Source organism: Marinomonas phaeophyticola (assembly GCF_026966905.1).
Lineage (GTDB): Bacteria > Pseudomonadota > Gammaproteobacteria > Pseudomonadales > Marinomonadaceae > Marinomonas > Marinomonas phaeophyticola.
Genome location: NZ_JAPUBN010000024.1, coordinates 231901 through 245734, shown reverse-complemented (window position 1 = coordinate 245734; position 13834 = coordinate 231901). Strand labels below are relative to the sequence as shown.

The following is a 13834-nucleotide window of genomic DNA, read 5'->3' as shown; positions in this document are numbered from 1 at the left end:
AGTGCATCCGTGCTAAAAATCCCTGAAATTACTCATTGATTAACCCCAGCGCATTAGGATAACCATCCAAATAACGCAAAGAGCTGTTGCCACCGCAAGATCCGCATTGGTTAATGCTACAAATGCTAGGTGGATAAAGGCGCTGCTAAGCAGACCAATAAAGAGTCGATCTCCACGAGTCGTTTCCAGAGGAATAAAGCCTCTGCGCTCAATGGAAGGCGACACAATTTGCCATGCAGTCATGCCAATCAAAATGATGGCAATACCACTGAAGAATAACGCCGTTGGTAAAGTCCAAGACATCCACTCCATAATAGTTCTCCTTATACTCGGCCAAGGGCAAAGCCCTTCGCGACATGGTTACGAACGAAGTAAATCACGAGCATGCCTGGTAATATGGTTAATACACCTGCGGCGGCAAGAAGCCCCCAATCCATCCCCGAGGCGGAAACGGTTCGTGTCATAATTGCGGCAATAGGTTTTGCTTCTACGGAAGTCAAAGTACGCGCTAACAATAATTCGACCCAAGAGAACATAAAGCAGAAGAACGCGGTGACACCAATGCCGGAACGGATTAATGGAATGAAAATTTTCACAAAAAAACGTGGAAAAGTATAACCATCAATATAGGCCGTCTCATCGATCTCACGAGGCACGCCACTCATAAAACCTTCAAGAATCCAAACCGCAAGAGGCACATTAAATAAGCAATGGGCAAGGGCTACAGCAATATGAGTATCGAATAACCCCACAGAGGAGTAGAGCTGAAAGAAGGGCAATAAAAAGACCGCTGGTGGTGCCATTCGATTTGATAGCAACCAGAAGAACATGTGTTTATCGCCAACAAATTTATAGCGACTAAAAGCATAAGCAGCGGGTAACGCCACTACAAGGCTGATCACCATGTTCATGGAAACGTAAAAAATGGAATTTACATAGCCCATATACCAGGTCGGATCACCGAATATCTTTGCATAATTCGCAAAGGTGAAATCTTGCGGGAAGAACGACAATCCGCTCAAAATTTCAGTATTGGTTTTAAACGACATATTGACCAACCAATAAATGGGTAGCAGCAGTAGAACAACGTATACGATCAGACCAATTCGGCCTCGTAACGTGGCGTTTTTCGCCTTACGATCCGCGATACTGACAACGGGAGCTTGCTCTGTAAGTATGCTCTTTGAGCGATTGTGCTGTGTTGTTGTAGCTTGTGTCATGACTTGCTCCTACTTATCTTTCTGCATATTCATGATGGTGGTATAGAACACCCAACACACTAATAAGATGATTAAGAAATACACCAGGGAGAAGGCCGCGGCTGGACCAATGTCAAACTGGCCTATTGCTTGCTGAACTAATGATTGGCTTAAGAAGGTTGTTGAACTGCCAGGTCCGCCACCAGTAAGTACGAAAGGTTCTGTATAAATCATGAAAGAGTCCATGAATCGCAACAAGACACCAATGATGAGTACATTCGTTAGCTTAGGAAGCTGAATGTGACGGAATACGGCCCAACGTGAGGCTTGATCGATTCTAGCGGCTTGATAGTAAACTTCTGGAATGGCCCGCAAACCGGAATAACACAACAGTGCGACCAGTGGGGTCCAATGCCAAACATCCATTAATATCACGGTTAGCCAGGCGTCGGTTGTGTTAGAAGCGTAGTTATAATCAACACCAATTTCAGCCATAAAGGCCCCAAACAACCCGATATCTGCACGTCCAAATATTTGCCAAATAGTACCCACTACGTTCCAAGGAATAAGCAAAGGAATGGCTACTAATATCAGTGCGAGTGAGGCGCCACGGCCTTTTGTCGGCATCATTAAGGCAACGCAAATTCCCAACGGCACTTCAATGGCTAAAATGGTAAAGGAGTAAATAAATTGTCGTAATAGGGCTTCATGTAAGCGGCTATCGAGCATGACTTGTTTAAACCATTCTGTGCCAACGAAGTAACGGGTATAGGGGTCAAATATATCCTGCACAGAATAGTTGACTACCGTCATTAATGGGATAATGGCAGAGAAAGCCACGATCAAGAAAACCGGCATAACAAGGAACCATGCTTTATTGTTCTCAACTTTAGTTTGCATTATGGGCCTCCTGTGCGTCTTTTGTTTGTGAATGAAGAGTCAGAGAGTCTGTGTCAACTAAGTATTCATCAACGTAGACCTTGGTCCATTGCTCTGGGAAACTGACATAGATTTGGCCAGAAGGAACCTGTTGATCTTCACTTAAACGGGCCTTCATTAATTGTCCGTTGAAGAAGAAAGATAAAATTTTATAAGTACCTAAATCTTCAACGTAATCGACTTCTACTTGATAGGCATCGTCATTTTTACCATCCCATACATGAACAAATTCAGGACGGATGCCAATGGTCACTTTCTTACTTCCCATTGATTTCAAGCGTGCAAGCATGTCGTCACTAGTAGTAATGACATGCTCACCAAAGGTAATTTGTTCATCGAGTTGCGCTTCAAAAAAATTCATCCCCGGGCTGCCAATGAAATAACCAACAAAGGTATGTGCTGGCTTTTCAAACAGTTCTCTTGGCGTCCCAAATTGAACGATCTGACCGTTGTACATAACAGCGATTTTGTCTGCGAAAGTGGAGGCCTCTAGCTGATCATGGGTAACGTACACCATAGTAATATTGAATTGCTCATGGATTTGTTTGAGCTTGCGGCGCAGTTTCCATTTTAATTGTGGATCAATAACCGTGAGTGGCTCATCAAATAAAATGGCCGAAACGTCATCGCGAACTAACCCGCGTCCCATAGATACTTTTTGCTTTTGATCGGCGGATAACCCTTTGGCCTTGCGTTTGAGTTGGTCTGATAATTCAAGTATTTCAGCCACTTCGTGAACTTTGGATTTGACCTTGTGTTCAGGCACTCCAATATTCCTCAGCGGAAACGCTAAATTGTCGTAAACCGTCATGGTGTCGTACACCACGGGAAACTGAAAAACCTGAGCAATATTTCGTTCTTCGGGTTTGAGTTCATTGACGCGTTTGCCATCAAATAAAACTTCACCATTAGACGGTTTTAATAAACCAGAAATGATATTTAATAGAGTGGATTTACCACATCCAGATGGGCCCAAGAGTGCAAAAGCACCGCCTTGTTCCCAAACGTGAGACATTTCGCGGATCGCATAGTCTTCTGGTTTAGAAGGGTGGTCGGCATAACTATGCGCCAATGCATTTAGGGTGATTTCAGCCATGATTATTGCTCCCTCATTCGTGCTGGGGAATGCACCATCTGACCTTGAGCGTCAAAGGCGTACAGTTTATGGGTTGGGAAATAGACTTTAATGTTCTGATCAACCTGATATTCATGAACACCAGAAAGGTGTAATACCAAATCAAAATGAGGGTTGTGAACATGTAAAAAGGTTTCTGAACCACTGATTTCAGCAAGGTCGACTCTGACGGGTAATTCTAAATCATCATCAGAGTGAGGCACTAAACCGATATGGGAGGCTCGCACACCAAACTGGTAGTTACCTGGAGAAAGAGAACGCAAATCGTTGTTTAGTCTAAAATGAACTGTATCGTCAAAGGTCACTTCATCATTGCTTACATGCCCTGGGACGACATTGATTGGGGGTTCGGAGAACATTTCAGCGGTAATGATGTCTTTTGGTTGATGGTAGACTTGAGATGTCGGTCCCATTTGTAACAGTCTGCCTTCATGAAGTACGGCCGTATTCCCCCCTAGAGCTAGTGCTTCATTAGGCTCAGTGGTTGCATAAACAGCGATACAGTTACGGGCTTTGAATAAGGCTCGCAACTCTTGTCGTAACTCTTCACGTAATTTGTAATCTAGGTTAACCAAGGGTTCATCAAACAGAATAATTTGAGAGTCTTTTACCAGTGCTCTTGCCATGGCAGTACGTTGTTGTTGCCCACCAGATAACTGTAGTGGTAAGCGATCAAGAAAAGGATCAATTCGTAACATCTCTGCCGTTTCTCTAACTCGGCGATCAATTTCGGAGTCACTCATTTTAGCTAAACGTAGGGGGGAGGCGATGTTCTCGTAAACGGTGAGGTTGGGATAGTTAATAAATTGTTGATACACCATGGAGATATTGCGGTCACGGACCGGAACCCCTGTGACATCCACTCCATTCATCAGAATCTTGCCTTTGGAAGGGCGATCAAGACCGGCCATTAGTCGCATTAGCGTTGTTTTGCCGGATAACGTTCGGCCGAGCAACACGTTGAAGGAACCAGGCTCAAGGCTTAAATTAACCTCATTGATCCAGGTTTCACCATCAACAACGCGCGACACATTTTGCAGCGTTAAAGACATTTGATTTACCTTTTTGTTGTTATTATTTTTGTATTCTCATGCTTTCGTTTGAATATGTTAAAAGCAACATATAGGCGCGAAAGTGAACACTCAATTATGAACAAGAAGTTACAAAAGCCGTGCCAAATATAAAAATATTGCGTGTTTTTATATTAAGCTGTTGAAAATAAAGATTTTTTTATTTTTTTGTGCAAGCTTCTAGATTGACCAGTTGGAAAAATAAGGGTGTTCATAAGTGTTCAAAGTGTTTACAGTACCTCGATCCTTATGAACAGTTGCATTGATTTTTAATCGATGTAGAGCGTCGGTTAACGTTCCAATTGATGGGTTTTGAATAGCATGAAAATCACCAGTATTTTAACCTACTGTGATGCTGGAGCAAGAAGTGGAAAAAGAAGAAAAAAACAATAAAAATCAACATTCTAATGAAAATTCATCAGAGGATAAAACAGGTAAGGCGACGGCTCATAAAGAGCTGATTCAAGCGTCATGGTATCGCTGTGAAAAGTTTGGTTTGGACCACAGTAGCCAGCCTGACTTTGCGACCCTTCCAAAAGGCATTTTAGGTGATTTGGTCGATCAGCATCGTAGCTTGTTAGAAACGACTGAAAATGAAGTTTTGCCTTATTATGAAAATATTCTCAGTAATTCTTCTTGTATGATTGTGCTGGCAGATAGGCAAGGACATGTATTGAATACCTGGGGGCAGCCGCGCTTTGGTAGTGCAGCACAGCATGGTTTAGTTGGAGGCAATCAATGGACTGAAATGAGGGTGGGTACGAATGCTATTGGTACCGCTTTGATTACAGGGGAAGCGATTCAAGTAGGGAGAGATGAACACTTTTTACGAGCCAACCGATTTATGGTCGGATCTGCCTCGCCAATTTATAATTCCAATAATGATCTCGTCGGTGTTTTAGATATTTCTTCTGATGCCTATCTGCCTCAAGATCATACGTTTGGTATGGTAAAACTGATGTCGCTCAGTGTAGAAAACAGACTGATTTTTTCAGCCTTCCAACAAGATCATTTTATCTTAAGCTTTAATACTAATGTGGTGAGTTTAGACAGTCATTGGTCGGGAATATTAGTCCTGGATGAAGACGGTGTCATTGTTTCGGCAAACCGTCGTGCGGAAGTGGTCCTTGCTCGAGACCTGGGGTTGTTAAATATTAATCAAGTGTTTGATTGTGAAATGCGGGAAATTAAGCATCACCCTATCAATTTACCCATGAAACTATTGGCCATGGGGCGTTATCAGTTTTACGTTAAAGTCATTCCACCAACTCAACAAATTATGCGAGTCCCTGATTTCCGTCGTCGAACAGGCTACGTTATGCCCTCTAAACAATCTCCATTAGCAAGTTCAATGAATGCGTTAAAAAACAAAGATATAGCTAAAAGCAATACACCTATCACGGTGAATAAAAAAGCGATACCAGAGAATGTCATTGCGTTAGATGAATTACAACATGGTGATGAACGAGTGGAACGCTTAGTCAAGCAAGCGCATAAAATAATGGAAAAAGACATCCCTATTTTAATTCATGGGGAAACGGGGGCCGGTAAAGAAATCTTTGTACGTAGTTTGCATTACCATAGCTCTAGAGCGTCAGAGATGTTGGTGGCGGTAAACTGTGCGGCGATTCCATCAGAATTAGTTGAATCTGAGCTATTTGGTTACGAAAAAGGGGCGTTCACAGGTGCGCAAACAAAAGGGTCAATTGGATTGATTCGAAGAGCCCATAGAGGCACCTTGTTTCTGGATGAAATTGGTGAAATGCCAATGCCAGTGCAATCAAGGTTATTAAGAGTTTTACAAGAGCGAGTGGTCACGCCTTTGGGCTCTACGGAAATGTATCCAGTCGACATTAAATTGATCTCAGCCACAAATCGAATATTGAAAGAAGAAGTGTCTGCAGGGCGTTTTAGACAGGATTTATACTATCGTATTTCAGGGTTAAATATTGAATTACCCTCATTAAGAGATCGTAAAGATAAAGCCAAATTGATTCAGTTTTTACATAATCGCTTGAGAGAAGAAGAGCCCGGTCCTGAATTATCAAAAGAGATGCTTGATCTCTTGGTTAAACATCCATGGCCAGGAAACATGCGTCAATTGGTACACGTTTTGAAAGTGGGCATGGCCATGGCTGATGAAGAGGTGTTAGAGGATTGGCATTTACCAGACGATTTTTTTGATGATATGAACAGTGACCTAGATACTCTTGATGATAAGTCAGATGAACCTTTAGAGAGGCTAATTCCTAGGTTGCTAAATGAGTTTAAAGGCAATATCTCACAAACTGCAAAAATAGCAGGAGTAAGTCGAAATACGGTGTATAAGTATGCTAAACCGAAACATGAGTCAGAGTAAGTGCTACCGTGTGTGATGATTAATTTCCCAGTAAGGGTGATCGCTGGCCAGTTTTTCGATGATGAAATCTAGGAAAACACGCACCTTTGCTGGTAAGTGCCGACGCTCAGGAAACACGGCATAAAAGGTTTGCATTGGCAGTGTGTATTCCTCAAAAAGAGGAATAAGCTGCTTTTTACTCAGGTCTTGTCCTATGACAAAGGTGGGGATTTTGGCTATTCCTAATCCTGCTAAGGCGGCCGTTTGTAATGCCTCACTGTTATTGACCTGATAATTGCCATTCACCTTGATTTTTTTACACTGGTTTTGCTTTTTAAATACCCATTCATTGCCATAGTGGTCGTAAGCAAATCGGATACAGTTGTGTTGGGTTAATTCATCTGGAGAAGAGGGTGTACCGTGTCTTTTTAAATACGCGGGAGAGGCACAAACCACACTTCTGCAAGAGGCGAGACGTCGGGCAACTAGGGTTGAATCCTGCATATCACCTGCCCTAATCGCAACATCAAAACCGTTTTCTACTAAATCGATTTTTTTATCATCCATGATTATATTGAGCTTTATTTCCGGATAATGATTTAAAAAATCGGTTACTAATGGCGCTAAATGCAAGCGACCAAATGACATTGGTGTGCTGACTTTTAATATCCCTTTGGGTTTGCCTTGCAATTGAGTAACCGCGTCAATACCTTCCGTCGCCGCCGCTATGGCTTTATGTGCATGTTGGAAATAATGTTCTCCGGCTTCCGTTAAACTTAGCCTTCTTGTGGTTCTATGAAGTAATTTCACTCCTAAGGTGTTTTCTAATAAGCTGATGCGCTTACTGACAGCCGATTTACTGGTTCCCAACGCTTCAGCGGCTTTCGAAAAACTGCCATTTTCTACAACGGCAACAAACACAGGTATGGCTGAAAAAGTGTCCATAAAATCTCCATTGTTGAATTTATCTCTACAATTAGTTTCTTTTAACTCGGTTTATTAGTCAATTAAAAACAATGTAAAGTGTTTCTTAATCAATCACTCATTTCGATGTGATTATCATTAAACCGTAAGATACTAAGGAAATAGCATGAACCTATTTACAGCAATAGAGCAGCGCCGAGCCGTAAAACATTATCAAGCTAATGAAAAAATGTCGGCCGCAGATTTTAATACCTTAATGGAGTCGGTACTGCTGTCTCCAACCTCTTATAACATTCAGCATTGGCGTTTTGTGAGAGTGACGGATGTGGAACAAAGAGAGAAGCTAAAAAGTGCCGCGTGGGGCCAAGCTCAAGTTACCGATGCTGCCGAGCTTTTTGTTGTCTGCGCTGATGTGAATGCTTGGAATGATCGTCCAGAGCGTTATGTTGCTAATAGCCCTCAAGAAACACAAGACATGCTCTTGCCAATGATGCATGGTTTTTATAATCAAAAAGAGCAAATTCAACGAGACGAAGCCATGCGTTCATGCGGTATTGCGGCTCAAACCATGATGTTAGCCGCAAAAGGCTTAGGGTATGACTCCTGCCCTATGGTGGGGTTTGACCGAGAGCAAGTGGCTGAATTAATCTGCCTTCCAGATGGTTATGTTATCGCAATGATGATAGCCATTGGTCGTGCTGAAAAGGCCGCTTATCCAAGAGGCGGTCAACTCCCATTAGCTGAGGTAATGGTTGAAAACCGCTTCTAATAAAACGGCCTTTTACTGTGTCACATGTGAATGACGTTGTTATAGGAATTGAGAGGGTGATATAGTCCGGCAATCATCATTATTTAATATAGGAGACGCGAAATGAGTTGGAATTTGTGGGTTACCATGGTGCCTTTTTTGTTTTTATTAGCTCTATCTCCAGGGCCTAATAACTTTACGGCTATGTATAACGGAATTCAAACTGGGCCCACCTCTTCCGTAATTGCGGCGATTGGCCGCAATGCCGCGTTTGCTATTTTAATGTTGGTTTCTGCTCTAGGGCTTGGAGCCATCATAGTATCATCTGTTTTTTGGTTTAGTGTCGTTAAGTGGCTCGGTGTCGCTTATCTTCTTTACATAGGCATTAAAACTTGGCGTAGTGCATCCACAGCATTAGATGAACATGATTCAGAAACTGGCGTGGTCGCCTTACCTAGCCATACGTTGAAAATTCGCCAAGAGTTCTTTATTGCGATTAGTAATCCAAAGGCCATTCTTATTTTTACTGCGATATTCCCACAGTTACTGGATCTTAATGTACCTGTTGCGCCCCAGTTTTTTGTGATTGGTGTAACCTTTATGGCTGCCGAGTTTGTGGCGGCCTATATTTATGGGGTCAGTGGCAAACAGATTTGCCGTTTGATTAAGAGTCGTCAGGGAATGCTCAGATTAAATAAGGGAATGGGGAGCTTATTTGTATTGGCGAGCATGTTGCTAGCCACTTCCAGTCGTGGTTAAAACGGAGATCACGACTTACCTCATTTACAAGAACAGCCCGACCGTCGTCTTATGCGGCCAACGGAATACAGTGATCCTATACGGTTTGATTTAATCGTCACTGTATTCCTGTCTATTTTTCTATATTCATCTGTATCTTTCCTCTAATCATATTTTCTCTGAGCACGCTTAAAAAATATTAATGAGATTTATTTTCAATAACACTGGATTTATAAAAGGCATTTGTTGATAATGATTCTCAATAAGTGATTCTAATTTACCTGAAAGGTGAGACGTATTATGCAAAGCTGGGAACATTTAACGAGACAGGCTAATAAAGCGTATTCCAATAATGCCTTTTCTGAGGCGGTTGATTTGAACTTGTTAGCGTTACAACAGGCAGAGCGATCGTTTGCTGAGGATTTTGAGGAAGATCCGCAGTCCACTTTAGCCGCGATCAGTGTGAGCTTTTTCAACGTCGCAGAATCTTATACGGCTTTAGGAGATTATATTTCAGCGAACAGGCAGTACCAGCAAGCCGTTAATTTCCTGCAAGTGGTTATTGTTTTGCCAAATTTGATAACGGAACAGCGAGATCAGATAATGAAAACAGCCACTCATATCCGCTTTGAATGGGACCTTTTTACGCAAAGTTATGGCAGGGAGCTCTCGTTACAAAGTAAAGCATTAATGAAATCTCCTTCTTATTCTATAAAAGATGCAAGAGCGGTTGTACATCATTAAATAAGACTCTGTTTTTAAAAGGAGAATGTCATGCAGAGAATCCAAGCGCTGGCTTCTATCGCTGGTTTAATGGCACTCTTTAGCCAATCTACAATCGCCCATTCTGGACAACAGACTATTTATGAGGTGAGTGACTTAATACACACCATCATGACCGTTGTCGTTGCAAGCGTCATAATAAGCGCCGCTATTTATAAGCAACGGATTCGCAGGGTCAAAAGAAAGAAGGCGATTGATCCTGACGTATAAGCTGTAGAATACGGGCTAGAGGGTCATGGTTTTTAGCTTCATTGAAGAAAATAGCGATCGACCAGACTAGAACCGTACGGATTAAATATTGGATATCATCTTTAAAGTATGAAGAAATGCATCAACAGACTGTAAAGAGACAGACTCATTCATTGTATGGTAGCCAATGGTTGGTACTTGAATTGTTGTACCATCAACAAGGCCATTTGATGCGGCAATAATCCGTCCTAATTCAGTACTTCCAAAAGTACTGGGAGGTAAGCCTTGCTCTGCCCGTTTATGGTTGATACTTTCTACGTAACGATTCTTGAATAAATAGCCAATGCCATTACTCTTGCACAGCGCTTCTAGATGTTGAGTACTCTCTTCGTTAAATGTAGCGTTAGCGTCCTTTTCTCTTAGTATAAGAAGCTGCTCATTGGCGGCTTCAAGGTTAGGAAAGGGGCTGGTATCAATAACAAATAAACGATTCGTTGAACCTCCGAACCGACGAAACCATTCCAATAAATAGCGCCAACTTTTTCCAGCTTCTTCTTGTGCCGTAAAGAAAGCCGTCCCTTTAAAACCATGATCAAAGAGATGTACTAAGGCGGCGGCTGAAATGACATTGTCTAATTGCCCTTCTAAGCGACCGTTTGTAATGGTGAGGTGATCTTTGAAAGCAATAGGAGTGCCTGCCACAACACCTTCTAAGCCTTCAATCTCAAAAATTAAGTTATTGCGAAATTCACAGACATAAGAACTTTTGATGATACCTTTACCTCGATAAACACCAGACCAAGGTTCATAGGCAAACACTTCCTGATGGTTATAGCGTTCTGTAACCTTTGTCATTAACTCCTCGGACACCGAATTGTTTAACAAATCCGTGCGATTAGCGGAAACAAAAGCGGCATATTGAAACTCATTGGGGCCGGTACAAACTAGACCGTGACGATCGATATGAGCTGAAAACATCGTACTTAAAGGATCACAGCCCTGAGCCACTAATAGACCTTCATACCAGGTGACTTTTGCGCCCCTTTCCTCGAGTTCTCTTTGCAATACTCGAAAAAATGAATGTTCAGCACCAACAACACTTGGTTGACGAATAAGCAGTTTGAGTAGGTCAATAAAATCATCACTAGGCATGTAATAAGGTTCCAAAAGAGGAGAGGGGCTAAGACCTGTTTATACTCTTAATAGTAAAATTTACATAATGTTTTTTATGAAATTCTGGTATTTAAAAAAATATCGATGGGTTAAGAATCGAATTGGAAATAAGAAGGTTGAGCCATTAATTGATCTGTATGCTCCGTATTTTGTTGACTGTATGTAGGCAAGGTTTTCTAAACACCGTAGAGTACTATCATTTCACCTTAATGGAACGCTCCCATGACACCAAAAGATATGCTGCTCGGTCTTGTGATTATTTTTGCATGGGGCTTTAACTTTGTCGTAATCAAATGGGGGTTGGATGATTTGACGCCTATGATGCTTGGTGGTTTACGCTTTTTGGTGATAGCGGTAATTGGTTCTTTCTTTTTTTCTCGACCTAAAACGCCATTTAAGTGGATACTCGTGTATGCACTGTCGCTCAGTTTTGGCCAGTTTGCCTTTTTGTTTACGGCAATGAAATTTGGCATGCCTGCGGGATTAGCCTCGTTAGTATTGCAGTCTCAAGTGATTTTCACACTGCTCTTTGCCGTCTTATTTTTAAAAGAGTATGTGCGACCGTATCAACTATTAGCCATAGGTGTTGCTGCGAGCGGCTTAGCTGTTATTGGTTTAAATGGAGAAGATACCACGATGACTGTGCTGGGTTTTGCTCTCACTCTTGCGGCGGCAGCTAGTTGGGCGTTGGGAAATGTCACAACCAAGGGAATCAGTAAAAAAGGTTATGATGCCAATGTAAACCTGATTGTGTGGGCTTGCTGGATTCCACCCGTTCCTTTCTTCATCTGCGCTTATTTTATCGACGGCAGTGAAGTTATGTGGATGAATCTCGTTCAAATTGGTTGGAAAACCGTTGCTACACTGATCTATTTATCGGTTATTGCCACATTAGGTGGTTATGGTTTATGGAGTTACCTTATGTCTCGATACTCTGCTGGTACAGTCGCCCCCTTAACACTTGGGGTGCCTGTTGTCGGACTGACTTCTTCGGCATTCATCCTAAATGAACATATTAGTCATGCCCAATGGAGCGGCATTATGCTGGTTCTCCTAGGGTTGATAATGAATACCCTAGGAGGGCTCTGGTTAGCTAAAAAAAGAGCGGCCTAACTTGAGTTTGCTATCTGAGCATTGAACTATTGATGCGTTATTGGCGCCTGAATAATTTTAGTGGATACCGATAAAGCCATGTATTATAGATGGAAGATTATTCTTCAGTTAAGCCTATAAAAGAGCACCAATTTGAACGACGTAAAGGTATCTATCAATACGGGGGAGATTCGCAAACTGCAATCTTTGCTGATTTGGCTTGCTAGCCTTATTGTTATTGGTCTTGGGGTGTACTTAACCCTTATTAACTTTTATAACATTGAGTGGCTTACAAGGAGTGGATGCATAGTGGTCTTATTGGGTATTTGGTCTGGTATGAGTGGCATCATAGAGGAGCGAGTATTAACCAGTCGTTTTGATGTTCAACGTCGAATAGCTCTATCACGAGCGAAATTAAAACTGCGTAAAATTAATGCGCCAGAAGAATATATTGAGAAAGAGATCGAATCGATTGAACTCGAGTACGAGCAAAAAATGGAAAAGTTAAGAGACAATGTGAGATTGCAATTAGGTATGGTCGAGGTCTCCTTGTTAATGACGGGGACCTTTCTTTGGGGTTTTGGTGACTTATTTTTTAAAGTGATCCTATAATTTGATCGTTTCTCCCGTCTTGTAGATACTGTTTTGTTTTTTCGGCGTTAAAGAAATAGAGGTCTCTTTGAATGGCGTTGTGATGAGTTTTCTTCATGCCTAAAAATAGGCGTTATTTGAAAATAATATTTTTTTCGGTATTCAAAAAAACACGATTGCTCTGATCCATACCGCCACAATACATAAAATAAACTGGCTCTGGTATATAATTTGAGGATCTCCACCACCCACCCATTTCTTCAAATTCTTTGAGAGTACAGTTCCCTTCTTTAATCAGCTTTTCTGAAGCTAAGATAAAAGCATTTTTATACTTTGAAAAATCATCAGAAGACTCTATCGCGGCTGAGATTAAAGATTGAAGGTTAGCGGCTTCATCCATTGGCGATGGATCCGATAGTTTTCTTTCTTTAGTTGGGTTGGATGTCTCGTTTTCTTGAGACGTGTCTGATGGAGGTTGTTTATTTTTTTGAAGTTCACTAGCGGTTAAAAACCGAGCAAAAACCCAGTGAGCGACATCGCCACTGATGCCTTCAGCTTGTCCATTAAAATATTCTGATATTCTCGCCCAACCATTTTGAACTTCAAATACGACAACTGTCTCATTTTGAGGCAGAGTGTTGACTAATTTACCGTCACCACCTGCGGCCAAGCGTACATTCAAACCTTGAGATGAAACATAATAATTGCCTGGTACGGTTGCTACCGCATAGATTGCAGGAGCTATAAACGCCGTAATTAGTATGGCAAGAATGTATTTCATAATGCTTTTTCCCTAATAAACCTAATTACGGTATTTGGATACTCAAAGAAGCAAATCTTGTATGTCTATTGAATATAAAAAAGACGGTCATATGTTAATCAAAAAATGCCTTTTTTTGAAGCATAATAAAATAA

Annotated in this window: 15 protein-coding genes; 7 read left to right on the top strand and 8 right to left on the bottom strand. The window is 41.6% G+C overall.

Translation table 11 applies throughout. From position 1 onward, the window contains the following. Nucleotides 1-39 precede the first annotated feature (39 nt). Genes O1D97_RS19420 through O1D97_RS19400 form a run of 5 tightly spaced genes read right to left on the bottom strand, consistent with a single transcriptional unit; the run spans nucleotide 40 to nucleotide 4325 of the window. Nucleotides 40-312 carry a DUF2160 domain-containing protein gene (locus tag O1D97_RS19420; protein ID WP_269127874.1) on the bottom strand — a complete coding sequence of 91 codons (273 nt, stop codon included), beginning with the start codon at nucleotides 310-312 and terminating at the stop codon, nucleotides 40-42. A gap of 11 nt (nucleotides 313-323) precedes the next feature. Beyond that, nucleotides 324-1220, bottom strand: a complete 897-nt coding sequence (locus O1D97_RS19415) for a carbohydrate ABC transporter permease (RefSeq protein WP_269127872.1) — start codon at nucleotides 1218-1220, stop codon at nucleotides 324-326. A 9-nt stretch (nucleotides 1221-1229) separates the two neighbouring features. After that, nucleotides 1230-2099, bottom strand: a complete 870-nt coding sequence (locus tag O1D97_RS19410; RefSeq protein WP_269127871.1) for a carbohydrate ABC transporter permease — start codon at nucleotides 2097-2099, stop codon at nucleotides 1230-1232. After that, nucleotides 2089-3234 carry an ABC transporter ATP-binding protein gene (locus O1D97_RS19405; protein ID WP_269127870.1) on the bottom strand — a complete coding sequence of 382 codons (1146 nt, stop codon included), beginning with the start codon at nucleotides 3232-3234 and terminating at the stop codon, nucleotides 2089-2091. Before O1D97_RS19405 ends, O1D97_RS19410 begins: the two co-directional genes overlap by 11 nt. A 2-nt stretch (nucleotides 3235-3236) precedes the next feature. Next, nucleotides 3237-4325 carry an ABC transporter ATP-binding protein gene (locus tag O1D97_RS19400; protein ID WP_269127869.1) on the bottom strand — a complete coding sequence of 363 codons (1089 nt, stop codon included), beginning with the start codon at nucleotides 4323-4325 and terminating at the stop codon, nucleotides 3237-3239. Between the two features lie 370 nt (nucleotides 4326-4695). Between O1D97_RS19400 and O1D97_RS19395 the strand changes: the two genes are divergently transcribed. Continuing rightward, nucleotides 4696-6702 carry a sigma-54-dependent Fis family transcriptional regulator gene (locus tag O1D97_RS19395; protein WP_428981139.1) on the top strand — a complete coding sequence of 669 codons (2007 nt, stop codon included), beginning with the start codon at nucleotides 4696-4698 and terminating at the stop codon, nucleotides 6700-6702. Between the two features lie 3 nt (nucleotides 6703-6705). On the opposite strand, the gene O1D97_RS19390 is transcribed toward O1D97_RS19395, so the two are convergent. After that, nucleotides 6706-7626, bottom strand: a complete 921-nt coding sequence (locus tag O1D97_RS19390; RefSeq protein WP_269127867.1) for a LysR family transcriptional regulator — start codon at nucleotides 7624-7626, stop codon at nucleotides 6706-6708. A gap of 145 nt (nucleotides 7627-7771) precedes the next feature. Here O1D97_RS19390 and O1D97_RS19385 point away from each other — a divergent pair, with 145 nt between their 5' ends. The 4 genes from O1D97_RS19385 to O1D97_RS19370 all read left to right on the top strand — a co-directional run bounded on the left by O1D97_RS19385 (nucleotide 7772) and on the right by O1D97_RS19370 (nucleotide 10084). Next, complete coding sequence (locus O1D97_RS19385; protein ID WP_269127866.1) at nucleotides 7772-8374, top strand: nitroreductase family protein; 603 nt, start codon at nucleotides 7772-7774, stop codon at nucleotides 8372-8374. Nucleotides 8375-8476: 102 nt separating this feature from the next. Then, the gene (locus O1D97_RS19380; RefSeq protein WP_269127865.1) at nucleotides 8477-9112 is read left to right on the top strand and encodes a LysE family translocator; all 636 of its coding nucleotides are present in this window, start codon (nucleotides 8477-8479) and stop codon (nucleotides 9110-9112) included. Between the two features lie 279 nt (nucleotides 9113-9391). After that, the gene (locus tag O1D97_RS19375; protein ID WP_269127864.1) at nucleotides 9392-9835 is read left to right on the top strand and encodes a DUF2753 family protein; all 444 of its coding nucleotides are present in this window, start codon (nucleotides 9392-9394) and stop codon (nucleotides 9833-9835) included. A gap of 30 nt (nucleotides 9836-9865) precedes the next feature. After that, nucleotides 9866-10084 carry a hypothetical protein gene (locus tag O1D97_RS19370; RefSeq protein WP_269127863.1) on the top strand — a complete coding sequence of 73 codons (219 nt, stop codon included), beginning with the start codon at nucleotides 9866-9868 and terminating at the stop codon, nucleotides 10082-10084. A gap of 81 nt (nucleotides 10085-10165) precedes the next feature. Here O1D97_RS19370 and O1D97_RS19365 read toward each other — a convergent pair whose 3' ends face one another. Next, on the bottom strand, nucleotides 10166-11215 hold the full coding sequence (locus tag O1D97_RS19365) for a zinc-binding metallopeptidase family protein (protein WP_269127862.1): 1050 nt from the start codon (nucleotides 11213-11215) through the stop codon (nucleotides 10166-10168). A 243-nt stretch (nucleotides 11216-11458) separates the two neighbouring features. Between O1D97_RS19365 and O1D97_RS19360 the strand changes: the two genes are divergently transcribed. Continuing rightward, nucleotides 11459-12349, top strand: coding sequence for an EamA family transporter (locus tag O1D97_RS19360; RefSeq protein ID WP_269127861.1), 891 nt, complete (start codon nucleotides 11459-11461; stop codon nucleotides 12347-12349). 132 nt (nucleotides 12350-12481) lie between these two features. Next, nucleotides 12482-12940: a hypothetical protein gene (locus O1D97_RS19355; protein ID WP_269127860.1), complete on the top strand. Its 459-nt coding sequence runs from the start codon at nucleotides 12482-12484 to the stop codon at nucleotides 12938-12940. A gap of 112 nt (nucleotides 12941-13052) precedes the next feature. Here O1D97_RS19355 and O1D97_RS19350 read toward each other — a convergent pair whose 3' ends face one another. Then, nucleotides 13053-13700: an SH3 domain-containing protein gene (locus O1D97_RS19350; RefSeq protein WP_269127859.1), complete on the bottom strand. Its 648-nt coding sequence runs from the start codon at nucleotides 13698-13700 to the stop codon at nucleotides 13053-13055. Nucleotides 13701-13834: the final 134 nt, after the last annotated feature.

What these genes read in the sequence shown, in the direction of transcription:
- O1D97_RS19420 (WP_269127874.1), bottom strand. Translation starts at nt 312, where the DNA reads ATGGAGTGGATGTCTTGGACTTTACCAACGGCGTTATTCTTCAGTGGT.
- O1D97_RS19415 (WP_269127872.1), bottom strand. Translation starts at nt 1,220, where the DNA reads ATGACACAAGCTACAACAACACAGCACAATCGCTCAAAGAGCATACTT.
- O1D97_RS19410 (WP_269127871.1), bottom strand. Translation starts at nt 2,099, where the DNA reads ATGCAAACTAAAGTTGAGAACAATAAAGCATGGTTCCTTGTTATGCCG.
- O1D97_RS19405 (WP_269127870.1), bottom strand. Translation starts at nt 3,234, where the DNA reads ATGGCTGAAATCACCCTAAATGCATTGGCGCATAGTTATGCCGACCAC.
- O1D97_RS19400 (WP_269127869.1), bottom strand. Translation starts at nt 4,325, where the DNA reads ATGTCTTTAACGCTGCAAAATGTGTCGCGCGTTGTTGATGGTGAAACC.
- O1D97_RS19395 (WP_428981139.1), top strand. Translation starts at nt 4,696, where the DNA reads ATGCTGGAGCAAGAAGTGGAAAAAGAAGAAAAAAACAATAAAAATCAA.
- O1D97_RS19390 (WP_269127867.1), bottom strand. Translation starts at nt 7,626, where the DNA reads ATGGACACTTTTTCAGCCATACCTGTGTTTGTTGCCGTTGTAGAAAAT.
- O1D97_RS19385 (WP_269127866.1), top strand. Translation starts at nt 7,772, where the DNA reads ATGAACCTATTTACAGCAATAGAGCAGCGCCGAGCCGTAAAACATTAT.
- O1D97_RS19380 (WP_269127865.1), top strand. Translation starts at nt 8,477, where the DNA reads ATGAGTTGGAATTTGTGGGTTACCATGGTGCCTTTTTTGTTTTTATTA.
- O1D97_RS19375 (WP_269127864.1), top strand. Translation starts at nt 9,392, where the DNA reads ATGCAAAGCTGGGAACATTTAACGAGACAGGCTAATAAAGCGTATTCC.
- O1D97_RS19370 (WP_269127863.1), top strand. Translation starts at nt 9,866, where the DNA reads ATGCAGAGAATCCAAGCGCTGGCTTCTATCGCTGGTTTAATGGCACTC.
- O1D97_RS19365 (WP_269127862.1), bottom strand. Translation starts at nt 11,215, where the DNA reads ATGCCTAGTGATGATTTTATTGACCTACTCAAACTGCTTATTCGTCAA.
- O1D97_RS19360 (WP_269127861.1), top strand. Translation starts at nt 11,459, where the DNA reads ATGACACCAAAAGATATGCTGCTCGGTCTTGTGATTATTTTTGCATGG.
- O1D97_RS19350 (WP_269127859.1), bottom strand. Translation starts at nt 13,700, where the DNA reads ATGAAATACATTCTTGCCATACTAATTACGGCGTTTATAGCTCCTGCA.